Annotated in this window: 17 protein-coding genes and 2 rRNA genes; 8 read left to right on the top strand and 11 right to left on the bottom strand. The window is 72.2% G+C overall.

All coding sequences use genetic code 11. From position 1 onward, the window contains the following. Positions 1–62: 62 nt before the first annotated feature. Complete coding sequence (locus tag ACLJT4_RS30470) at positions 63–569, bottom strand: DUF6912 family protein (protein WP_016573116.1); 507 nt, start codon at positions 567–569, stop codon at positions 63–65. Between the two features lie 278 nt (positions 570–847). Here ACLJT4_RS30470 and ACLJT4_RS30465 point away from each other — a divergent pair, with 278 nt between their 5' ends. After that, positions 848–1,564: an Rv3235 family protein gene (locus tag ACLJT4_RS30465; protein WP_411127175.1), complete on the top strand. Its 717-nt coding sequence runs from the start codon at positions 848–850 to the stop codon at positions 1,562–1,564. Between the two features lie 86 nt (positions 1,565–1,650). On the opposite strand, the gene secA is transcribed toward ACLJT4_RS30465, so the two are convergent. Further along, positions 1,651–4,473: a preprotein translocase subunit SecA gene (gene secA / locus ACLJT4_RS30460; protein ID WP_411127173.1), complete on the bottom strand. Its 2,823-nt coding sequence runs from the start codon at positions 4,471–4,473 to the stop codon at positions 1,651–1,653. 320 nt (positions 4,474–4,793) lie between these two features. Here secA and ACLJT4_RS30455 point away from each other — a divergent pair, with 320 nt between their 5' ends. Together ACLJT4_RS30455 and ACLJT4_RS30450 are read left to right on the top strand one after the other, a co-directional pair. Then, complete coding sequence (locus tag ACLJT4_RS30455; protein ID WP_411127171.1) at positions 4,794–5,417, top strand: GNAT family N-acetyltransferase; 624 nt, start codon at positions 4,794–4,796, stop codon at positions 5,415–5,417. 75 nt (positions 5,418–5,492) lie between these two features. Beyond that, positions 5,493–6,746, top strand: coding sequence for a winged helix-turn-helix domain-containing protein (locus tag ACLJT4_RS30450; protein ID WP_411127169.1), 1,254 nt, complete (start codon positions 5,493–5,495; stop codon positions 6,744–6,746). A gap of 105 nt (positions 6,747–6,851) precedes the next feature. Here ACLJT4_RS30450 and ACLJT4_RS30445 read toward each other — a convergent pair whose 3' ends face one another. The 7 genes from ACLJT4_RS30445 to mtnA form a co-directional block, all read right to left on the bottom strand. Further along, complete coding sequence (locus tag ACLJT4_RS30445; protein WP_016574174.1) at positions 6,852–7,610, bottom strand: response regulator; 759 nt, start codon at positions 7,608–7,610, stop codon at positions 6,852–6,854. A 235-nt stretch (positions 7,611–7,845) separates the two neighbouring features. Further along, positions 7,846–8,541 carry a ribosome hibernation-promoting factor, HPF/YfiA family gene (gene hpf, locus ACLJT4_RS30440; protein ID WP_411127167.1) on the bottom strand — a complete coding sequence of 232 codons (696 nt, stop codon included), beginning with the start codon at positions 8,539–8,541 and terminating at the stop codon, positions 7,846–7,848. Between the two features lie 689 nt (positions 8,542–9,230). Beyond that, entirely contained in the window at positions 9,231–9,932 is a 702-nt protein-coding gene (locus ACLJT4_RS30435) for a ComF family protein (protein WP_411127165.1), read from the bottom strand. Between the two features lie 395 nt (positions 9,933–10,327). Further along, positions 10,328–12,223 (bottom strand): LpqB family beta-propeller domain-containing protein, encoded by a 1,896-nt coding sequence (locus ACLJT4_RS30430; protein ID WP_411127163.1) that lies wholly within the window; start codon positions 12,221–12,223, stop codon positions 10,328–10,330. Further along, positions 12,213–14,282, bottom strand: a complete 2,070-nt coding sequence (gene mtrB, locus ACLJT4_RS30425; protein WP_411127161.1) for an MtrAB system histidine kinase MtrB — start codon at positions 14,280–14,282, stop codon at positions 12,213–12,215. The genes ACLJT4_RS30430 and mtrB overlap by 11 nt, the downstream gene beginning before the upstream one ends. 64 nt (positions 14,283–14,346) lie before the next feature. Beyond that, positions 14,347–15,024, bottom strand: coding sequence for a two-component system response regulator MtrA (gene mtrA, locus ACLJT4_RS30420; RefSeq protein WP_018542117.1), 678 nt, complete (start codon positions 15,022–15,024; stop codon positions 14,347–14,349). Then, positions 15,021–16,193: an S-methyl-5-thioribose-1-phosphate isomerase gene (mtnA, locus tag ACLJT4_RS30415; protein WP_411127158.1), complete on the bottom strand. Its 1,173-nt coding sequence runs from the start codon at positions 16,191–16,193 to the stop codon at positions 15,021–15,023. The genes mtrA and mtnA overlap by 4 nt, the downstream gene beginning before the upstream one ends. A 152-nt stretch (positions 16,194–16,345) precedes the next feature. Between mtnA and ACLJT4_RS30410 the strand changes: the two genes are divergently transcribed. Genes ACLJT4_RS30410 through ACLJT4_RS30390 form a run of 5 tightly spaced genes read left to right on the top strand, consistent with a single transcriptional unit; the run spans position 16,346 to position 22,214 of the window. After that, entirely contained in the window at positions 16,346–18,022 is a 1,677-nt protein-coding gene (locus ACLJT4_RS30410) for a hypothetical protein (RefSeq protein WP_411127156.1), read from the top strand. A 4-nt stretch (positions 18,023–18,026) separates the two neighbouring features. Then, entirely contained in the window at positions 18,027–18,719 is a 693-nt protein-coding gene (locus ACLJT4_RS30405) for a DUF4129 domain-containing protein (RefSeq protein WP_411127154.1), read from the top strand. Further along, positions 18,716–19,948, top strand: a complete 1,233-nt coding sequence (locus ACLJT4_RS30400; protein ID WP_411127152.1) for a DUF4350 domain-containing protein — start codon at positions 18,716–18,718, stop codon at positions 19,946–19,948. The genes ACLJT4_RS30405 and ACLJT4_RS30400 overlap by 4 nt, the downstream gene beginning before the upstream one ends. Continuing rightward, on the top strand, positions 19,920–20,894 hold the full coding sequence (locus ACLJT4_RS30395) for an AAA family ATPase (protein ID WP_411127150.1): 975 nt from the start codon (positions 19,920–19,922) through the stop codon (positions 20,892–20,894). Before ACLJT4_RS30400 ends, ACLJT4_RS30395 begins: the two co-directional genes overlap by 29 nt. A 9-nt stretch (positions 20,895–20,903) precedes the next feature. After that, positions 20,904–22,214: a DUF58 domain-containing protein gene (locus tag ACLJT4_RS30390; protein ID WP_411127148.1), complete on the top strand. Its 1,311-nt coding sequence runs from the start codon at positions 20,904–20,906 to the stop codon at positions 22,212–22,214. A 439-nt stretch (positions 22,215–22,653) separates the two neighbouring features. Here the strand turns inward: ACLJT4_RS30390 and rrf are convergent. After that, positions 22,654–22,770, bottom strand: a 5S ribosomal RNA gene (rrf, locus tag ACLJT4_RS30385). A 72-nt stretch (positions 22,771–22,842) separates the two neighbouring features. Next, a 23S ribosomal RNA gene (locus tag ACLJT4_RS30380) occupies positions 22,843–22,948 on the bottom strand; the annotation flags it as partial.

Here is a 22,948-nt window from a genome sequence, read left to right as displayed (position 1 = left end):
AAGACGGTACCCGCCGGCACTGACAACGGCGCCGGGCAGCGTCCCGACCACCGCGCCGGGCGTCACCCCAGCAACTGCGGGATCTCCTGCACCCCGAACCACATCAGGTCGTGGTCCTCGGCACCGTCCACCGTGAACTGCGCGTCATCGTCGCCGAGGTCCGCCGCACCCAGCGCCGCCGCGGCCGCCGCCACGTCGTCGGTCGCGTCCGCGCCGTCCACGTGCACCGCCGCCGCCTTCGCCAGCGGCACCGGCCCGGCGATCCGCACCTCGCCCAGCGCGGACTGGTCCAGCCCCCGGTCCGGGTCCACGGCCGCACTGCGGTCCGGCACGTCCACCGCCACCACGACCCGCCGCCGGGGCACCTCCGGATGCCCGGCCAGCAGCCGCAGCGACGCCTGCGCCGCACGGTTCAGCGCCGCGTACTCCAGCTCCTCGATGTCGTCGGAGACGTACCACTCCCGCAGCGCCGGGGTGACGGCGTACGCGAGCAGCGGGCCGGTCCCCAGCTCACCGCTCTGGTGTGCCGCAGCGAGCCCGGAAAGCGTCAGGGGGACGTAGACACGCATAACAGCCGCTCTCGCTAGATCCAGAACAATGCCCAGCCAGCATACGGCCGTGCGTCCCCCTTCGTGCCGCCCCGGCGCCGCCCGTCGCACCCGGCCAGCGGCCCTCCACCGCCCCGGCCCCGGCCCGCGATCCCGGGCGCGCGCCACGGACGGGTGAATGTCTGTCGCCGCGTGCGGCCGGCCCGCGCGCCTTGCTGCGCCCGACGCCCGCCGACAAGATCCACACCACGAGCTACCGCCCGGTAACGACGCCGGGCCCGGCACGAGGGGGCACCGCGATGACCGACACCACCCGCGAGCACACCGCCGCGACCGGCGCCACGACGGGCGCGCGCCCGGCCCCGGCGGAACCGGCCCCGCGGCCGGACGGCACGCCACCGCACCCGCCCGCCACCGGCCCGGCACCCGCCCCGACCGTTCCCCGCCCGCGCCGCTCCCCCACCGACGGCGCGCCGGCCACTCCGCCCGCGCCGGCACCCCCGCTCGCCGCACCGCGCCGCGGCACCCGCCGCCCGGCCGGCCCCGCCGGCCGCGGCCCCGGCTCCCCCGGCAACCGCGGCCCCACCCGCACCCCACACCTCACCCGCACCCCCACGCAGCGCCGCCCGACCACCACCCCGAACACCCCGCTGCCCACCCCCGGCGCCCGGCACCACGCCCTGGAAAACCGCCCGCACCTGTGGTTCGCGCACCAACTCCTGCTCGCCCTGAGCGGCCAACGCCCCGTGCACGCCCTCCTCGGCCACGCCCTGCCCGCGGCCTACGACCGGCTCGCCGAACTCGCCCCGCTGTCGCCCCTGCGCCCGTACCTCGCCCCCGGCCTGCGCGCCCCCGTCCCGGCCCTGCACGCCTGCGGCCTGTGCCGCCCCCGCGACGGCGTCATCGAGGCGTTCGCCCGCATCACCACCGGCGCCCGCCTGCGCGCCCTGGCGTTCCGCCTGGAACGCGGCGGCGACGCCCGCTGGCGCTGCGCCGCCCTCGACCTCGGCCCCTAGCGACCGCACGCGAAGAGGGCGCCCCGGCCGGGACGCCCTCCACTTCCGCCTCCGCACCGCGGAGCGGACCGCTCACCTCATGCGGCTCACTTCTTGCGGCGGCGACCCGCGCTCTTCTGCGCCTTGCGCCGCTCCGCACGCGTCAGCCCGTCGGCCTCCGAACGGGCCGGCCCCTCGCCGTCCGCGTCGCTGACGAAGTCGCCCTCGACGACGCTGCCGTCACCGTCGACCTTGGGCGCGGTGAAGTGCAGCCGGTCGGGCCGCTGCGGCGCCTCCAGGCCCTTGGCGTGGATCTCCGGACGTCCCGCACCGGCCGCCGCCGGGACGGCCTCCTCGGCGACGTCCGCGGACTCCTCCACCGGAACCTCCTCGACCTGCTGCTCCACCTGGACCTCCAGGTTGAACAGGTAGCCGACGGACTCCTCCTTGATGCCCTCCATCATCGCGGTGAACATGTCGAAGCCCTCGCGCTGGTACTCGACCAGCGGGTCCTTCTGGGCCATCGCCCGCAGGCCGATGCCCTCCTGGAGGTAGTCCATCTCGTAGAGGTGCTCACGCCACTTGCGGTCCAGGACCGACAGGACCACGCGGCGCTCCAACTCCCGCATGATCTCCGAGCCGAGCTGCTCCTCGCGGGCCGCGTACTGCTCGTGGATGTCGTCCTTGATGGCGTCGGCGATGAACTCGGAGGTCAGGCCCGCGCGGTCGCCGACCTCCTCCTCCAGCTCCTCGATGGTCGCCTTGACCGGGTAGAGCTGCTTGAACGCGCCCCACAGGCGGTCCAGGTCCCACTCCTCGGCGAAGCCCTCGACGGTCTCCGCCTGGATGTAGGCGTCGATCGTGTCTTCCATGAAGTGCTTGATCTGATCCTGGAGGTCCTCGCCCTCCAGGACCCGACGGCGCTCGCCGTAGATGACCTCGCGCTGGCGGTTGAGGACCTCGTCGTACTTCAGGACGTTCTTGCGGGTCTCGAAGTTCTGCTGCTCGACCTGCGACTGGGCGGACGCGATCGCCCGCGTCACCATCTTGTTCTCGATCGGCACGTCGTCGGGCACGTTGGCCATCGCCATGACCCGCTCGACCATCTGGGCCTTGAACAGCCGCATCAGGTCGTCGCCCAGGGAGAGGTAGAACCGCGACTCGCCCGGGTCGCCCTGCCGGCCGGAACGACCGCGCAGCTGGTTGTCGATGCGCCGCGACTCGTGCCGCTCGGTGCCCAGGACGTAGAGCCCGCCGAGCTCCTTGACCTCTTCGAACTCCGCCTTGACGGCCGCCTCGGCGCGCTCCAGGGCGGCGGGCAGCGCGGCCGCCCACTCCTCCACGTGCTCGACCGGGTCCAGCCCGGCCTGGCGCAGCTCGGTCTCGGCGAGGTCGTCGGGGTTGCCGCCGAGCTTGATGTCCGTACCGCGGCCGGCCATGTTGGTGGCGACCGTCACCGCGCCCTTGCGGCCCGCCTGGGCGACGATCGTCGCCTCCCGGTCGTGCTGCTTGGCGTTGAGGACCTCGTGGGCGATGCCACGGTTCCTGAGCTGCTGCGAGAGGTACTCGGACTTCTCGACCGAGGTGGTGCCGACCAGGATCGGCTGCCCCTTGTCGTGCTTGTCCGCGATGTCCTCGACGACCGCGTCGAACTTCGCGGGCTCGGTGCGGTAGATCAGGTCCGCCTGGTCCTTGCGGACCATCGGCCGGTTCGTCGGGATCGGGACGACACCGAGCTTGTAGATCTGGTGGAACTCCGCGGCCTCGGTCATGGCCGTACCGGTCATGCCGGAGAGCTTGCCGTAGAGGCGGAAGAAGTTCTGGAGGGTGATCGTGGCGAGCGTCTGGTTCTCGTCCTTGATCTCCACCCCCTCCTTCGCCTCGATGGCCTGGTGCATGCCCTCGTTGTAGCGGCGACCGGCGAGGATGCGGCCGGTGTGCTCGTCGACGATCATGACCTCGCCGTCGATGACGACGTAGTCCTTGTCGAGCTTGAACAGCTCCTTGGCCTTGATCGCGTTGTTGAGGTACCCGACCAGCGGCGTGTTGACCGACTCGTACAGGTTGTCGATGCCCAGCCAGTCCTCGACCTTGCCGACGCCGGACTCGTGGATGCCGACGGTGCGCTTCTTCTCGTCGACGTCGTAGTCGCCGGTCTCCTCCACGCCGCGCTGCGGGTTGGCCGGCTCGCCCCGCTTGAGGCGCTGCACCAACTTGGCGAAGTCGCCGTACCACTTGGTGGCCGAGTCCGCCGGACCCGAGATGATCAGCGGCGTACGGGCCTCGTCCACCAGGATCGAGTCGACCTCGTCGACGATCGCGAAGTTGTGGCCGCGCTGGACCAGTTCGTCTTGCGACCAGGCCATGTTGTCGCGCAGGTAGTCGAAGCCGAACTCGTTGTTGGTGCCGTAGGTGATGTCGCAGCCGTACTGCTCGCGGCGCTGCGCCGGCGTCATGTCGGCCAGGATGCAGCCCACGCTCAGGCCCAGGAACTTGTGGACCCGACCCATCATTTCCGAGTCACGCTCGGCGAGGTAGTCGTTGACCGTGATCAGGTGGACGCCCTTGCCGGACAGCGCGTTCAGATACGCCGGGAGGGTACCCACCAGGGTCTTGCCCTCACCGGTCTTCATCTCCGCGACGAAACCGAGGTGCAGGGCCGCGCCACCCATCAGCTGCACGTCGTAGTGCCGCTGGCCAAGCACCCGCTTGGCGGCCTCGCGGACCGTCGCGAACGCCTCGGGCAGCAGGTCGTCGAGGCTCTCGCCGTCGGCGTAGCGCTGCTTGTACTCGTCGGTGAGCGCCCTCAGCTCGGCGTCGGAGAGGGCCGCGAAGTCCTCCTCGATGGAGTTCACCTGGCCCGCGATGCGGTGCAGCTTGCGCAGGATCTTTCCTTCGCCTGCACGCATGATCTTCGTCAAGACGGACACTTGGGCTGGTCTCCTTGCCGGTCGGGCCTGCACGGTCGAGTGCGCGGGCGCGGCATGTTTCCAGGGGGCAGGCCCCGCCGCAACGGCCATCGTAAAGGAGGACGCTGTCCGGCCGGGAGGTCCGCCGCAGCCGAGCCCGCCGACCCCTTGCCACGTCAACGCACGAGCCCGCGAGAAGGTGCCGGGCAAGTTTCCGCCGAACGACGGTGATCCCGGCCGCACTCGGCCCCGAAAGGCACCCGCTTCCCCTCCGCCGCGACGGGGCGGAAACACGACGAAAACGGCTCGCGGCGTCCCGCCCGGCGCAGCAGACTCGCCCCATGATGCCCGTCACGCTCACCACCGACCGCCTCCTGCTGCGCCCCTTCGAGCCCTCCGACATGCCCGCGGTGCTCGCCGCCTGTCAGGACCCCGACATCCCCCGCTGGACCGCGGTCCCCTCGCCCTACGGCCCGGCCGACGCGGAACGGTTCGTCGGCGCACTCGCCCCCGACGGCTGGCGCGACGACACCGGCTACACCTTCGCCGTGGTCGCCCGCACCGACGGGACCCTGATCGGCTCCATGGCCCTGCTCCGCCTCGACCGGCTGCGCACCACGGAGCGGCAGGCGGAACTCGGCTACTGGACCGCCAAGGCGCAGCGCGGCAACGGCTACACCACGGAAGCGGCCGACGCCGTGGCCCGCTGGGCCTTCCGCGAGCTGGGCGTGGAACGCCTGGAATGGCTCGCCGAGGCCGGCAACGAAGGCTCCTGGGCCGTCGCCCGCAAGGTCGGCTTCCAACGGGAGGGCACCCTGCGCGCCAAGCTGGTGCACGAGGGCACCCGCCGGGACGTGTGGATCGGCTCCCTCCTGCCGTCCGACCTGCCCCGCGAACCCGCTCCCGCCGGCTCGACCGCCCTGCCGCTGCCGGACCCCACGCCGTACCTCCCGCACCCGCGCTGACCCCCGGAACCGCCCGGCCTGCGGGAACGCCCGACCGCGGGAGCGTTGTCAGTGGCCGCCCCTACGCTGTGCGCCATGACCGGAGTGACGCAGCGCCAGCCCGCACCACGCCCCGTGACCGACCTGTCCGCCGACGACGCCCGGCGACTGGCGCTGCGGGCGCAGGGCCTGCTCGGGGCACCGGACCGCCGGGCCGGCGTCCGCGGCATGCTGCGCCACCTCGGCGCCGTCCAGCTCGACACGATCTCCGTGCTGGCCCGCTCCCACGAGCTCGTCCCCTACGCCCGCCTCGGCGCGGTCGGCCGCACGGCCGTCGAGAGCGCCTACTGGTCGGCGACCCCCGAGGGCGACTCCCCGGCCCGACCGCACAGCTTCGAGTACTGGTCGCACGCCGCCTGCATCCTGCCCATTGAGGAGTGGCCGCTCTTCGCCTTCCGCCGCCGCGCCCGGCGCGCCAAGGGCCACCGCTGGCACGTCATGAAGGACTCCGCGCGCTCCTGCGCCGCCGTCCTGGACCGCCTCCGGGCCGACGGCCCGCTCACCACCTCCCAACTGGGCGGCGGTCGCAACGGCGGCGAGTGGTGGGACTGGTCCGAGACCAAGATCGCCGTGGAGTGGCTGCTGGACACCGGCGACGTGGTCTGCACCGAACGCCGCGGCTGGAAGCGGATCTACGACCTCGCAGAGCGCGCCGTCCCCGAGCCGCTGCTCCACGACGACCTCGACGACACCGCGTGCACACGGCGCCTCGTCGCCCAGGCCGGCGCCGCGATGGGCGTGGCCACCCGCGCGGACCTCGCCGACTACCACCGCCTCAAGGGCGAGCAGGTGGACGCCGTCATCGAGGACACCGGACTGGTGCCGGTGACGGTCGAGGGCTGGGCCAAGCCTGCCTGGGCGGACCCGGCGGCGCTCGCCGCCCCGTCCCGCGGCCGGCACCGCACGACCCTGCTCTCCCCCTTCGACTCCCTCATCTGGGACCGCCCGCGCACCGAGCGGATCTTCGGCTTCACCCACCGCTTGGAGGCGTACGTCCCCAAACCCCAGCGGATACACGGCTACTTCGCGATGCCCCTGCTCGCCGGCGGCAAGCTGGTCGGCCGCGTCGACCCGGCCCGCGAGGGCCGCACCCTCGTCGCCCGCCAACTCTCGCTCCAGGGCCCCAAGGCCGTCGGGCCCATGTCCCGGGCCCTGCACGAGGCCGCGGCCTGGGTGGGCTGCGACACCGTCCGCGTCGAGCGCTGCGACGACCCGCAGCTGGCCGCCGCCCTCCGCGCCGAACTCACCCGCGCCGACGGCGAACGCCTCGCGGAGGACCCGACGGCCTGACCCGCCACCGGCCCCGGCCCAGTCCGGGTCCGGCCCCGGCCCGGCGGCGGCCACCGGCAATCCCACGGCAATCCGGCACCGCTCCGGGGGCACCCGGCCCCGGCTTCACCGGATTTCGAGAATCTTCTCCCGCATCGCATACACCACGGCTTCCATCCGGGAATGCAGTTGGAGCTTCTCCAGGATGTTGCGCACGTGGTTCTTCACGGTGTTCTCGGAGATGAACAACTCCTTGGCGATATCGCGGTTGTTCATGCCCGTGGCAACGAGTTTGAGGACCTCCAGCTCACGGTCGGTGAGCCGGGGCGCCGGCACCAGACGACGCTCGTCGGTGCGCTGGATCATGGACTTGAACTCCGTCAGGAGCTTGGACGCCATCGACGGGCTGATCTGCGACTGCCCGTCCGCGACGGCCCGGATCGCGGTGGCCACCTCGTCGGTGGAGATCTCCTTGAGGAGGTAGCCGGTGGCGCCGGCCTTGATCGCGTCGTAGAGGTCGGCCTCCTCGTCGCTGATCGTGAGCATGATGATCTTCGCGCTGGGGGCCACCTCCTTGAGGGAGGTGCACGCCTCGATCCCGCCGCGGCGGGGCATCCGGACGTCCATCAGCACGATGTCGGGCAGCAGGTCCGCGGCCTTGTCGACCGCCTCCGCGCCGTCTCCGGCCTCGCCGACGACCTGGATGTCCTCCTCCTGCGCCAGCACGATCTCCAGACCGCGACGGAAGAGCGCATGGTCGTCCACGACGAGGACCCGGATCGGCTCCTTGCGCGGCACGCGCGCGGCACCGTCCCCGTCATCGGCCCCCACACCGCAGACGTCGCCGTCCGCGCCACCCCGTGCGGGCCCGAAACTGTCCCCCATTGATTCCTCCCCGTCAACTACTCGGCCGAAGGGCCAGAGTTTGGATATAAGGCTGGTTGACTACAGCCCTTTTCGGCCGGCCCGATCAATGCCATACGACCGTCTCCCCGGCATGTCGCCGTTTCGCGTCCACATACTCCCCGGCTGGCACAAACACTATACGGCTTCAACTCCAGCCCTCCGCAGGCACGATGGTGCCCCCGGGCGTACGCCGGGGGCACCGAACGGGTGGGGGTCAGCCGCCCAGCGCGCCGCCTGCGCCGCCGGGCGATTCCTCTCCGAACGCGTCGGAATTCAAGTGGATGACGCCGTAGTCGTAAGCGTGCCGCCGGTAGACGACACTCGGCTGCTTGGTCTCGGCGTCGACGAAGAGATAGAAGTCGTGTCCGACCAACTCCATCTCGTAGAGCGCCTGGTCGAGCGTCATCGGCGCCGCCGAGTGGGTCTTCTCGCGGACGACCACGGGCCCTTCGCCCTGGATCTCCAGCGATCCCATCCGGGTGGTCGGCACCTTGTCCTGCTGCGCGGCCTCCTCCGCGGCCGTCAGGCCGTGGCCGTTCAGCCGTGCCGCGTCGGGGACGGTGACCGCGACCTCACTCGCGGGGATGCGCCCGTTGCCACGGCGCGAGTGGCGCTTGTCGTGCTCCTTCCGCAGGCGCGCCTCCAACTTGGCCGTTGCCAGGTCCAGCGCTGCGTACGGGTCGGCTGCGGCCGCCTCGGCCCGGACCACCGGGCCACGGGAGCGGAGGGTGATCTCCACTCGGTCGGAACGGTCGGCCTGCCGCGGGTTGGGCTCCTTGGACACCTCGACGTCCAGGCTGATCACCTTGCCGTCGAGCTTCTGGACCTTGTCCAGCTTCAGCTTCTCGGCCACGTGCTTGCGGAACCGCTCGGGCACCTCGGTCTTGCGGCCCTTGACGACGATGTCCACGCAGAACTCCGTTCCCGGATCGCCCCGCTCAACAAGCGGAGCAGCTCCTTCTTGCACCAGGCCCCGGTGGGTGCCGGAGCCTCGGACTGGCGACGTTCACCTCCTCCTCCCCCAGAGGTGAGATCTCCATTCCCACGTTTTCAGAATCGCCGAAAAACCCTGAAAAGCATGCAACACGACATCGGAGGCAAAGCGTCCGCCAAGTCCTCACAACCGAACATAGCTCTACTGGACGGGTGTCGGCACCCCCTCAGCACGCCCAGCTCCGTTTGAGTGAAATTCGGCGCTTACTACCAGCAACGACCGGCCGACCCGGCCGGTTCCCCCTCACCAGCCGTCCGCACGAGCACTCCGCCGGTCCCCCAAGGCCCCACCCCCGCCCGTCAACGGCCCGACGCCCCCGTCCCCCGCCCGGCGGGCATCACACAGGGCTACCAACCCGCCGGAGCGTGACCGCGAACCGGTCGAAGGTGACGCACGGCCGGCCGGCTCGGGACCGTCGGTCCACCGTGCGTCGGCCGCCGCGGCAGGGCGGCGAACGGGCCGGAGCCACGCCTGCCGCGCGGGCCGAAGGGCCCACCCCATCCGAAAAGGCGCCGTCAGCCCCAGCGGCCCGACCTCCCGTCGCATGGCCGGACACCGCCGCTCCTTTGGCCGGACTCCGCCCCCTTCACCTCTCGTTGAACGCCTCAGGAGCTGTTGAAAGAGAAAGAACTGCCGGGTGCGGCCACCACCGCGGCCCCCGTCACCCGTCCCCCGGCGACCCGCACCGCCCGCGCCGCCTCGGCGAGCGTGGCCCCCGTCGTCACCAGATCGTCCACCAACAGCACTGACGCCCCCGCCAGCAGCCCGCCGACCGCGCCCGGCACCTCCAGGGCCCCGGCGACGTTCACCAGCCGCTGCCCGGCGTCCAACCCCGCTTGATCGACCACCGCACGCCGCTGCCGCAACCCCGCCAGCACCCGCACTGCCACACCCCTCCGCCGCAACTCGGCCGAAGCAGCCAACGCGATCCTGCGCACCGGATCGTGACCACGCCCGGCAACCGCCCACCGCGCGGAGGGCACCGGCACCAGGAGGAGGGGGCCGCCCCCTCCCCCCACCCCCCGCACCACCCCCGCCAGCACCGCCCCCAGCGGTGCGGCCAGCCGCAGGGCGCCCCGCTCCTTGTGCGCCAGCAGCACCGCGCGCACCTCGTCGGCGTACGGCGCACCGGCCCACACCCGCGGCAGCCCCGGCGGCACCGGCCGCGGCCGCACCCGTGCCGCGCCGCGTCCGCCCCGCCACAACGCCCGCTGGCACGCCGCACACAGCTCCGTACGCGGCTGGCCACACCCCGCACAGTCGACCGGCAGCACCAGGTCCGCCAGCTCTCGCCACACCCCCCGCATGACTCCACTGTCGCGCGACGCGGGGCCGGCGACCACCCCTGTGGATAACTGCCGGCGCGGGTGGTCAGCGCGTCGACGTCGATGGTCATCCGCGTCATGGTCGCCGCGCGGGCGGCGGTGGGTGCCGGGCGCGCGGACAGCATTCCGAGCCGATACCCGTGCGGGGTCGGAGAAGGCCGCGGATGCGCACGCGAGCGGCGGGCACGCCGGCGAAGGGGGCGCAAGAGACCGCAGCGCCCTACCCGCGCCCCGCCCCACCGGCGCGCGTCCGCCCCGCTTCCCTACGAGCGCCCCGGCCGGCCGCGCGACGCACGCCCCTGGCGCCCCGCTGGGCAGACGCGCACGAGCCGGCGCCGGCCGCCCTTCCCGGGCCGGTCGGCGCCGCTCGCCCGCGTTCAGCCCGGATAGACCGGCGCCGTCCCGTCCTTGGCCACCGTCTTCCAGTTGGAGTCCGGAGGCAGCCGGACTATGCCCTCCGTGGCATCCGCGATCAGCGGGCGGGTTTCGTCCTCCGAGGCCGCGACCGCCTTGACCCCGTTGACGCCGGGCAGCGTCTGCGCGTCGGACGCCGAGCCGTCGGTCTCCATGAACTGCATCTGCTGCACCCCGCCGGCCTCCCGACCGACGACGACCAGCCGGCTGCCGCCCGCCCACGACGCCGCCACCACGTCCTCCAACTGGGGCGCGATGGGACGGAGTTCCTGGACCGAAAGCGTCGGGTGCACGGACGTGCCGTCCCGCTCGACCCGGCCGAGCTGGAGCGTCGTACGCCCCTTGTCCTCCACCAGGATCGCGATCCGGATGCCGTCCGCGGCCACCTTGATCGCCTTGATCCGCCGCTGGCCGAGGCCGGGCACCGCGACCTCCTCGGGGTCGCCCTTGCCCTCACGCATCCGCAGCAGCCGGGAGTGGTGCGCGTCCCGGTCGGCGATCCACAGGTCGCCCAGCCCGTCCCAACTCGGCGCGGTCAGGCCCTCGTTGGCGCTCTTGGCCGTACTGACGCTGGTCAGCAGTGGTCCGCTGCGTTCGACGCCGTCCTCCAGGCCGGACACGTACAGGTAGCGGCCGTCGGCCGACACTCCCGCCGCGGTGGTCTCCCCGCGCGAGATGGCGACGGAGCGCAGCGGGGTCTTGCCGGTGCCGAACGGCCCGCGGACCGGGGCCGGTTCGCCGGCCGCGTCCGACATCGCGACGACGCGGTGCTCGGCGTCGATGAAGTACTCCTTGCCGGCGTTGCCGGTGTGGCCCGGGGCGGCGAAGTCCCGTTCGGCCTGGTCCTGGGTCAGCGCGCACAGCGAGTTGCCGCTCGGGTCCTGGAGTTCGACCTCGCTGATCTTCGAGGCGCGCGTCATGTCCTGGACGGTGAAGAAGAGTTGTGCGGCCATCCGCTTGCACTGGGCGGTGTCGGTGTTGACCGCCTGCTTGCTGAGCTTGACCTGCAGGGCGTTGGAGTCGTCCAGCGTCAGGTCGCGGGCGGCGAGCCGGGTGCCGGGCGGGAACGCCGACGTCGTCACCCGGTCCAGCCAGTCGGTGGGCCCGGTCAGCAGGGCCTCCACGCTGGAGGTGATCGGTTTTATCCGCTGCCGCAGGTAGACCGGGTCGGCGACGAGTACGTTCTTACCGGCCTTGGGGTCGTCCGACTCGGACTTGTAGGACGCGAAGTAGTACTTGTTGACGGAGCGGTAGATGCGCTGGAAGTCGGACTGGCCCAGCACCAGCCCGTCGGGCAGCCGGTCGATGCGCCACTGGTCCCCCTCCTTGATGAGGTGGATCGTCGCGCGGTACGGCTTCTCCTCGGGGGTGTAGGCGTGGTTGGCGTCGACCATCGCCACCTGGCTGCCGGCGAGGGCGACGGTGTAGCCGTCGGCGTCCTCGCGGTTGGGCTGGGCCTGCGGCTCGGACTTCGGCCGCTCCTGGAGGACGTTGGTGACCAGGAACGGGCGCCAGGTCTGCCGCGCCGACTTGGCGAGGTACATCCGGGCCGTGCGGAAGTCCGCCTCGTCGCTGGTGGTCGCGTCGAGGAAGCTGCGCACGATGTTGGTGGGTTGGGCGCCGTCCTGCGGCGGCACGCCGTAGACCCGCACCTGCGAGTCGCCGTCGGCGCGCGGGGAGGGGTCGACCGCCGTGACGTCGCCGCCGTCGGGCATGGAAGCGCAGCCGGCCAACAGCGCCCCGGCGCAGCCCAGGAGGACGGCATGGCGTCCGGTGCGGGCGACCGGGCCGCCCTTGGGCGCGAGTCGGCGCAGCCGCGGGCTGCGCGCCGTGCGCTCGTCTTCGTGTTCAGCGCCCACGCCGTCCGCCTTCCCGCTCCGCGTCGCGTTCGGTCCTGTGGTCCGTGTCGTCGGTGGTCGGGCCGTCGGGCCCGTCCGGGTCGGTGGTCGGGGTCGTGCCCGGTGGGGCGTGGACCGGTGGCCCGGCGTGGTGGCCGGCGTCGTCGCCCGTTTCCTCGGGCCGGTCGACGGTGGCCTGTTGGGGCACTGCGCGCGAGCTGGCACCGGGGGGTGTCGTGGGCCGGGCCGGGGCCTTGGCGGCGCCGGGCCGGGGCTGCGCCGGGACGGTGGACGTCGGGCGGCCAGCGGCGGCGCGGGGGCGGCCGTCGGCGTCCAGGCCGCGGTTGCGCCGGGAGTCCTCGGGTTCCAGGGGGATCGGGGAGCCGCGCAGCGTCTCGCCGGCCGTACGGGGCAGCGTGAGCCGGAACTGGGAGCCGCCGCCGGGCTCGCCCCACGCCTGCAGCCAGCCGCCGTGCAGCCGGGCGTCCTCGATGGCGATGGACAGGCCGAGGCCGGTGCCGCCGGTCGTGCGGGCCCGCGCCGGGTCCGCGCGCCAGAAGCGGTTGAAGACCCGGGTCGCCTCACCGGGTTTGAGGCCGACGCCGTAGTCGCGGACCGCGACGCCGACCGCGCCGTCGCTGCGGCCGCCGGCGGACGCGAGCCGGATCACGACGTCGCGGCCCTCGCCGTGCTCGACGGCGTTGACGACGAGGTTGCGCAGGATGCGCTCCACCCGGCGGGGGTCGGCCTCGGCCATGACGGGGTGGTCGCCGCCGCGCACCACGAGCCGGCTGCCCTTGCGTTCGGCGAGCGGTTCGGCGCCCTCGATGACGCGGTGGACGACGTCGCGCAGATCGACTGGTTCGGCTTCCAGGGCCGCCGCGCCGGCGTCGAACCGGCTGATCTCCAGGAGTTCGGCGAGCAGCGACTCGAAGCGGTCGAGTTGGCCGCGCAGCAGTTCCGCGGAGCGTGCGGTGACCGGGTCGAATTCGTCCCGCACCTCGTGGATGACGTCGGCGGCCATCCGCACGGTGGTGAGCGGGGTGCGCAGTTCGTGCGAGACGTCGGAGACGAACCGGCGCTGCATCCGGGACAGGTCCTCCAACTGTTGGATCTTGAGTTGGAGGTTCTGGGCCATCTTGTTGAAGGACTCGCCGAGCCGGGCGAAGTCGTCCTCGCCGGTGACCTTCATCCGCTCCTGGAGGAGGCCGGCGGCCAGCCGCTCGGAGATCCCTGCGGCCATCCGCACGGGCGTGACAACCTGCCGCACCACCAGCCAGGCGATGGCGCCGAGCAGGATCACAACGAACACCCCGGCGGTCGCCAGCGTCCCGGTGACGAGCTTGAGGGACTCCGCTTCCTGACTGAACGGGAAGAGGTAGTACAGCTGGTACTGGTTGCCGTTGACGTCGTTGAGGCGCTTGCCGATGATCAGCGCGGGCACGCCGTCGTTGGACCCGGTGCGTTTGATCTGGGTGTACTGGCGGAACGTGCCGGACTTGCTGTCCAGCTTCCGGCGCAGCTCGGACGGGACGCTGCGTTCGGGGTCGACGTCCCCGGAGGCGCGGGGGCCGCGGGTGCCGGGGGTGGAGTCGCCGAACGGCTCGTCGGTGTCGGAGCTGAGCGCGACGACCGAGAAGACGCCCTGGCCGCCACTGGCGAGCTGCTCGACCAGGCTGGTCAACCAGGTCGCGGAGTCCTGGGAACCGCGACTGGCGGTGCGGCTGTTGTCGTCGGTGCGGTTGTCGTCGCCGCCGTCGGCGAGTTTCCGGGCGACCTCGAAGCCTCCGACGGCCTGGCTCTGGGCGGCCTGGGCCTTGGCGGTGAGCAGTCCGTTGCGGACCTGCCCGACGACGACGACGCCGAGCAGCAGCACCACCGCCAGCGACATCAGCAGGGTGGTGGCGACCACGCGCAGCTGGATGTTGCGGCGCCACAGTCGCAGCGCGGGCAGCAGCGGCCGTCGCACCCACCGGCTGAAGAGTCGCAGCAGGGGGTGGACGGGGCCGCTCACCGCGCCGTCGGGCAGGAGTTGTCCGCCGCGCAGCAGGCGCGCCGCCACGCGATCCGAAAAGGACATTTTGCCCACCGGGTCGACGGTGCGCCCCCGCTGTCCCTCCGGGGTCGAACCGTCCCGGGTCATCTCAGCTGGGTCCGGCCTTGTAGCCGACACCGCGCACGGTCACCACGATCTCCGGGCGCTCCGGGTCCCGCTCGACCTTGGAACGCAGCCGCTGCACGTGGACGTTGACGAGCCGGGTGTCCGCGGCGTGCCGGTAGCCCCAGACCTGCTCCAGCAGCACCTCGCGGGTGAACACCTGCCACGGCTTGCGGGCCAGCGCCACCAGCAGGTCGAACTCCAGCGGGGTCAGCGCGATCGACTGCCCGTCCCGCTTCACGGAGTGCCCGGCCACGTCGATGACCAGGTCACCGATGGCCAGCTGCTCGGGCGCCGGCTCCTCCGAGCGCCGCAGCCGCGCCCGGATCCGGGCGACCAGTTCCTTGGGCTTGAACGGCTTGACGACGTAGTCGTCCGCACCCGATTCGAGGCCGACGACCACATCCACCGTGTCGCTCTTCGCGGTCAGCATGACGATCGGCACGCCCGACTCGGCCCGGATCAGCCTGCACACCTCGATGCCGTCCCGTCCGGGCAGCATCAGGTCGAGCAGCACAAGATCGGGCTTGGTCTCGCGGAACGCAGCGAGCGCCTTGTCGCCGTCCGACACGAACGACGGTTCAAAGCCCTCGCCGCGCAGCACGATGCCGAGCATCTCTGCCAGTGCGGTGTCGTCGTCGACGACCAAGACGCGTCCCTTCATTCGGCCATCATCCCATTACCTGATCGTGACTTTCTCCATCGTGAGACGGAACACACGTCCGCCAACCGCTCGCGGGTCACCGGCGACACCACTCCGGCCTCCGTCACGATCGCCGTCACCAGCTCGGCGGGCGTGACGTCGAAGGCCGGGTTGTAGGCCAGCGAGCCGAGCGGCGCCACCGCGACCCCGGTCCCGGGCGCCGCACCCGCGCCCTGCCGATGCGGCAACGAGAACTCCGTCACTTCGCGGCCCGGCCGCTGCTCCACCTCTATGGCGGCGCCGTCCGCCGTCGCCAGGTCCACCGTGCTGGTCGGCGCGACGACCACGAACGGAACGTGGTGGTAGCGGGCGAGCACCGCCAACGGATAGCTGCCGATCTTGTTGGCGACCGCGCCGTCCGCCGCGATCCGGTCCGCCCCGATGAGCACCGCGTCCACCTCACCGGCCGCGAACAGCGAACCCGCGGCGCCATCCGCCAGCACCGTGTACGCCATCCCGGCCCGCGCTGCCTCGTACGCGGTCAGCCGTGCCCCCTGCAACAGGGGCCGGGTCTCGTCCACCCACAGCCGCCGCAGCTCGCCGGCCCGGTGCGCCGCCAGCGCCACGGCCAGGGCGGTGCCCTCGCCTCCGGAGACCAGAGCACCGGTGTTGCAGTGCGTGAGGATGCGGTGCCCGCCGCCCGGCAGCAGCTCGCCCAGCAGTTCCAGACCGCGCTCCGCCATGCGCGCGCTGGCCTCGATGTCCTCCGCGTCGACGGCCCGCGCCTCGGCCAGGGCGGCGGCCGCCGCCTCCTGCGGACCGGCGCCACCGGCCACCGCGCCGCGGTACGCCTCAGCCGCGCGCCGGACGCCGTAGCCGAGGTTGACCGCGGTCGGCCGGGCGCCCGCCAGGACGGCCGCCGCCTCCTCGACGTCGAATCCCCGCGCAGCGGCCAGCGCGATGCCGTACGCGCCCGCGATGCCCAACAGCGGCGCCCCTCGCACCGCCAGCGTCTGGATCGCCTGCACCAACGCCGGAACGTCCGTGCAGACCAGCTCGACCTCCTCTGCCGGGAGCCGGGTCTGGTCGAGCAGGACCACCACCGGGCCCTCGGGCAACTCCCCCCAGCGCAACGACGGGACCGCGGGCGACGTGGCGCCCGCCTCCGATACCTCGTGCCGATCAGCCATTCCCTCAGTCTGCCGCCCATCCCCCACCGAACAGAAGGTCCCCTTCCTCTCAGGGCCCCGGTACAGAGCGCCACCGGCCATGACACGATGAACGGCACCGCGGACCCCGGACCCCGACCGCCTCGGCGGACGGGCAGCAAGAAGGAGCGACGATGAACAACTCTCCGGGCTGGGCTTCGCCCGGATCCGCCCCCTCCGACGAGCCGGGCCGCGGCACCTCGGAGCAACCCACCGCATCGCCCGCTCCGCAGGACCGTCCCGACGCGTCCCAGCAGCCGACCCCGCCGAACTGGTCCAGCGACCAGCCGCCGCCGGGCCAGTGGACGGCCCCGGCCGGCGTCCCCGGCCAGAGCGGGCCGGGCGGCCACAACGCCCAGGAGGGCGCCGGGGACCGCACCCGCGCCTCGTCCGGCGCGGCACCGGGTGGTTGGACCGCTCCTCCGGGCCCCGGCAACCAGGGCGCCTGGGGCGGCGGTTCTGGTTGGGGCGGTGGCTGGGGCGGCGTGCCGCAGGCCGCCAAGCCGGGGGTCATCCCGCTGCGTCCGCTCGGTGTCGGCGAGCTCCTCGACGGCGCCATCGCCACCATGCGCACCCACTGGCGCACCGTGCTCGGCGTCTCGCTGATCGTCGCGCTCGTCTCGCAGACCACGGTCACGCTCGTCTCCGGCCTGTGGCTCCCCAACTCCACCCGCCAGCTGACCCCCGAAGACGGCGCCGCGCCCCCGCTGCGGGAGATCATGAACGATGCGGCGACCTCCCTCGCCGGCACCACCATCACCACGATCATCGGGCTGCTCGCCACGATCATCGCCACCGGCATGCTGACCATGGTCGTCAGCCGCGCCGTCCTGGGCCGCTCGGTGACCGCCGGGGAGGCATGGAGGGGTGCCCGCGGCCAGCTCCCCCGCCTGCTCGGTCTGCTGCTGCTGTTGCCCCTGATGCTCTTCGCCATCTTCGCGGTCGCCATGACCCCGGGCTTCATCGTCACCGGCACGGGCCCGGTCGACCTCGGTCTCCTCCTCGTCCTGCTCGGCCTGTTCGCCGGCGGCGTCGTGAGCATCTGGCTGTGGGTCCGCTTCAGCCTCGCCTCCCCCGCTCTGATGCTGGAGAAGCAGGGCGTCATGGCCTCCATGCGGCGCTCCGCCAAGCTCGTCCGCGGTGCCTGGTGGCGGGTGCTGGGCATTCAGCTCCTCGCCTACCTGCTGATCGTCATCGTCCAATTCATCATCCAGATCCCGGCCACCTTCATCGCCTTCCTGATAGGCGGCGAGAACCTCGTGGACTGGGCGAGCGGCGCCAACGCCTCGACCGGCTGGCCGTTCCTCATCGTGCTGGGCATCGGCTCGGTCATCAGCTCCGCGATCACCTTCCCGATCAGCGCCGGGGTCACCGCGCTGCTCTACGTCGACCAGCGCATCCGCCGCGAGGCCCTCGACCTCGAACTCGCCCGCGCCGCCGGTCTCCCCGGCTACGCCCCCGAAGCTCCCGCCACGCACCCGGCCGCCGGCACCACCACCCCGGCCCCGAGGACCGCCCCCGAGGCAACCGCCGGCGCCGAGAACACCGCTGACGCCCCGTCCGGCACGTCTCCCGCCGAGCCTGCAGAGCCTGCAGAGCCGACGGTCTCCCAGGCCACGGGCCCTCAGGCGACAGGCCCTCAGGCAACGGGGATTCAGCTGACGAAGTCCCAGGAAACCGCGACGGCGGACGCGGGACCGGAGCAGTCCGAGCCTGCCGCCGCCGAGGCCCCGGACACTCCCGACGCACCCACGGGTGCCGCGCCCGGCGTCCCCGGGCCGCGCCCGAGCGACACCGCACCGGGAAGCTGATGCGGTGACCACAGGGGGGAAGATCGCCGCGCTCGCACGGCTCACCGCGCGTTCCGACGACGACATACCGGTCCGGATCCCACGTGTCCCTGCCCACGAGGCAGCGGAGCGCGAACTGTCCGATCCCCGGTACCACCAGCACGACCCGAACCTGATCCAGCGCGCCCTGGATTGGCTCTGGGACCGCATCGGGGAACTCTTCCATGCGGCCTCCGGCGCCACTCCGGGCGGCTGGGCCGGGCTCATCGCCATCGCCGTGTTCGTGCTGCTGGTGATCCTCGCCCTCCGGCTGCGACTGGGTGCGGTGCGCCGCACCCCGACCACCCGGGGCGCCCTCTTCTCCGACGTGCCCCGGACCGCCGCCGAACACCGCACTGCCGCCGAACAGCACGCGGCCCAAGGCCGCTGGAACGAAGCGATCCAGGACCGCATGCGCGCCATCGTCCTCGGCCTCGAAGAACGCGCCCTGCTCACCCCGGGCCCCGGCCGGACCGCCGACGAGGCCGCCGCCGAAGCCGGCCTGGTCCTGCCCGCACACGCCGGACAACTCCGCACGGCCGCCCGCACCTTCGACGACGTCGCATACGGCGGCCGCCCCGGAACGGATCGGGCGTACGCCCTCCTGAGCACTCTCGACACCGAGCTGCAACGCGCCAAGCCCCACCTGGCCGCCACCCCGACCGGGAGCCCCGGATGACGACGGCCACCACCGACACCACCGTGCCCGGCCACACCGCACGCCGCCTCTGGGCCCGCTCCCGAGCCGTCCTGCTGGCACTGCTGCTGCTCGTCATCGGCGGGCTGACCCTCGCCGCCCTGCAGTCCGGCGAGCAGCACGGACAGCTCGACCCGCGTTCCGCGGACCGCGCCGGCAGCCGGGCCCTCGCCCAACTCCTCGCCGCCCACGGCGTCACCACCCGGGTCGTGACCACCGCCGACGAGGCGGCCGCCGCAGCCGGCCCGCAGACCACGCTCCTCGTCACCACCCCTGACGTGCTGACCCCCGATCAGCTGACCGACCTCCGCACCGCGACGGCCCGTACCCCAGGTCGCACCGTCCTGCTCGCACCCGGCACCGCTTCGCTGGAGCTCCTCGCACCTGGCGTCCAGGCCGATCCCCAGATCAGCAACGCCGCCCGTTCGCCGGGCTGTTCGCTGCCGGCCGCCCGCCGCGCGGGCGACGTCCTCCTGGGCGGCATTCGTTACACCACATCCGCCACCACCGCCGACCGCTGCTACGAAGCCGGCGGCGCCCCCACCCTGCTGCGCATCCCGGCCGCCCACCCGGACCGCGACACCGTCCTGCTGGGCTCCGCCGATTTCCTCTACAACTACCGCCTCGCGGACGAGGGCAACGCCTCGCTGGCCCTCCAACTCCTCGGTGCGCACAAGCATCTGGTCTGGTACCTCCCCTCCGTCAGCGATTCGTCCGCCACCGCCCCGGACGCTCAGCCCGGCTTCTTCACCCTCCTTCCCACTGGCTGGCGCTGGGCCCTGCTCCAACTCACCCTCGCCGCCGGCTGCGCGGCCCTCTGGCGCGCCCGCCGTCTCGGCCCCCTGGTGCCCGAGCGGCTCCCGGTCACCGTGCCGGCCGCCGAGACCACCGAGGGACATGCCCGCCTCTACGCACAGGCCCACGCCCGCGACCGGGCCTCCGCCGTCCTGCGCACGGCGACCCGCACCCGGCTCGCCCCCCTCCTCGGCGTGCCCTCCGCACACGCCCACGACCCGGACCTCTTCCTCCCCGCCGTCCGCACCCACGTGGCAGCCTCCCTGCTGGCCACGAGCGACCTCCAAGCCCTGCTCTTCGGCCCGACCCCGGCGGACGACAAGGCCCTGGTGCACCTCGCCGACCAACTCGACGCGCTTGAAAACTCGATCGTTTCCCAAGAGAGGCATGCCCCCCGTGAGCACCCCGACCGCTGACAGCGCCCGAGCCTCCCTTGAGGAACTACGCACCGAGATAGCCAAGGCCGTGGTAGGCCAGGACCCCACCGTCACCGGTCTGGTCGTCGCGCTGCTCTGCCGCGGTCACGTACTCCTCGAAGGAGTCCCCGGCGTCGCCAAGACCCTGCTCGTGCGCGCCTTGTCCACGGTCCTCGAACTCGACACCAAGCGCGTCCAGTTCACCCCCGATCTGATGCCCAGTGACGTCACCGGTTCGCTGGTCTACGACACCCGCAACGCCGAGTTCTCCTTCCAGCCCGGCCCGGTCTTCACCAACCTCCTGCTCGCTGACGAGATCAACCGCACGCCGCCCAAGACCCAGGCGTCCCTGCTCGAAGCGATGGAAGAGCGCCAGGTGACCGTCGACGGCACGCCCCGTCCGCTCCCCGAGCCGTTCCTGGTCGCCGCCACCCAGAACCCCACGGAGTACGAGGGCACGTACCCCCTCCCCGAGGCGCAGCTCGACCGCTTCCTGCTCAAGCTGACGGTGCCCCTGCCTGCCCGCCAGGACGAGATCGACATCCTCAACCGGCACGCGGCCGGCTTCAGCCCGCGCGACCTCAACGCCGCAGGTCTCCGCCCCGTCGCTTCCGCCGCCGACCTCGAAGCCGCCCGGGCCGCGGTTGCCGAGACCGCCGTCTCACCCGAAGTCACCGGCTACATCGTCGATATCTGCCGTGCCACTCGTGAATCCCCCTCGCTCTCCCTCGGCGTCTCCCCCCGAGGAGCCACCGCCCTGCTCTCGACCTCACGTGCCTGGGCCTGGCTCACCGGTCGCGACTACGTCACGCCCGACGACGTCAAGGCCCTGGCGCTCCCCACCCTCCGGCACCGCGTACACCTTCGGCCCGAGGCCGAGATGGAAGGAGTCACTGCTGACTCCGTGATCAACGCCGTGCTCGCTCATCTCCCCGTCCCCCGCTGAGGCAAGACCGTGGCCCTCACCGGACGCACCGCCCTCATCTCCGCGCTCGGAGCCCTGGTCGTGGGCTTCGCGCTGCCCAGCTGGCTCGGGATCCTCACCGTTCAACTCGTGCTGCTGCTAGCAATCTTGTGCGATGTCGCACTCGCCGCGCCAGTGCGAAAGCTCCTTTTCACCCGAAGCGGTGACACAAGCGTTCGACTAACAGGTGAAGCCCACATCCACCTCACCGTCACCAACCCGAGCCGGCGCCCGCTCCGCGCCCAGGTCCGCGACGCCTGGCCCCCCAGCTCCTTCCAGCCCGGCGACGACATCCCGGCATCCCGCCACACCCTCAACGTCCCGGCCGGGGAACGCCGTCGCCTGACCACGACGCTCCACCCGACCCGCCGCGGCGACCACCACGCCGTCCGCGTCACGGTCCGCTCCTACGGCCCCCTCGGCCTGGCCGCACGCCAAGGCAACCACCACATCCCCTGGACCCTGCGCGTCCTGCCGCCCTTCGCGAGCCGGAAGCACCTCCCCGCCAAACTCGCCCGGCTCCGCGAACTCGACGGCCGCACCAGCATCCTCACCCGCGGCGAAGGCACCGAATTCGACAGCCTCCGCGACTACACCCCCGGCGACGACACCCGCTCCATCGACTGGCGCGCCACCGCCCGCCAGCAAACCGTCGCCGTCCGTACCTGGCGCCCCGAACGCGACCGACGCATCCTCCTCGTCCTGGAGACCGGCCGCACCTCGGCCGGCCGCGTCGGCGACACCCCCCGCCTCGACGCCTCCATGGACGCCGCCCTGCTCCTCGCGGCCCTCGCCGCCCGTGCCGGCGACCGCGTCGACCTCCTGGCCTACGACCGCCGGATCCGCGCCTCCGTACAAGGCCGCACCTCCCGCGACCTCCTCCCGGCCCTCACCGACGCCCTGGCTCCCCTAGAACCCGAACTCGTCGAAACGGACGCCCGCGGCCTGGCTGCGACCATCCACCGCCACGCCACGCGCCGCTCCCTCATCGTGCTCTTCACCGGCCTCGACACGGCCCCCATGGAGGAGGCACTGCTGCCCCTCCTGCCCACGCTCACCCAACGCAACGAACTGATCGTCGCGGCGGTCGCCGACCCTCGCATCGAAGAACTGGCCGCCGGCCGCCACACCCCCCAGGCCGTCTACGCAGCCGCCGCCGCGGAACAGACCCGCGCCGCCCGCCGCCACACCGCAGACCGCCTCCGCCGCCACGGCATCACGGTCATCGATTCCACCCCGGCCCACCTGGCCCCCGACCTCGCCGACGCCTACCTCACCCTCAAGTCCACCGGCCGCCTGTAAAGCCCCCCCCCCCACGGCCCGCCAGGCCACCCCACGGGCATCCACGTACATCCACATCTCATCTCCACCGACGCCCATCGCCATCACCCCCCTTGGCACGTCGCTCCCGATCGGCGACCGGGCGCCTCCGAGCCCCATCCCCCGCCCTCCATACGAAGCCTCACAGCCCTCAAGACGAGTGACCGAACGGAACCTCAGCCACGGGGGCGGAGCCCTCAGCTCATTCAGATCGCTACACAGGGCCAGCCGTGCCCCCTCCCCCACCAGCGGCTACACCAGCGCCTGGATACCGCTCTCCCGTGCAGTGGCGGTCCGACGGAGGCCGTCCGGCGCACAACGCAAAAAGGCTTCGTTTCCAGGCCCATACACCGGCCTGGAAACGAAGCCCAAAAACAAATATGCCCCGCACCTTGCCGGTGCGGGGCATATTTCAAATTTAGTTCGGCGGCGTCCTACTCTCCCACAGGGTCCCCCCTGCAGTACCATCGGCGCTGAAAGGCTTAGCTTCCGGGTTCGAAATGTAACCGGGCGTTTCCCTAACGCTATAACCACCGAAACACTATGAAACTTTAGAACAACCGTTGGTCTGTTCGTGGCTTCAGAACCAACACAGTGGACGCGAGCAACTGAGGACAAGCCCTCGGCCTATTAGTACCAGTCAACTCCACACCTTACAGTGCTTCCATATCTGGCCTATCAACCCAGTCGTCTACTGGGAGCCTTACCCTCTCAAG

Source organism: Streptomyces sp. x-19, assembly GCF_046549115.1.
Lineage (GTDB): Bacteria > Actinomycetota > Actinomycetes > Streptomycetales > Streptomycetaceae > Streptomyces > Streptomyces albulus_C.
Note: the sequence above shows the minus strand (reverse complement) of the source record. Positions and strands in the feature narration are given on the sequence as shown.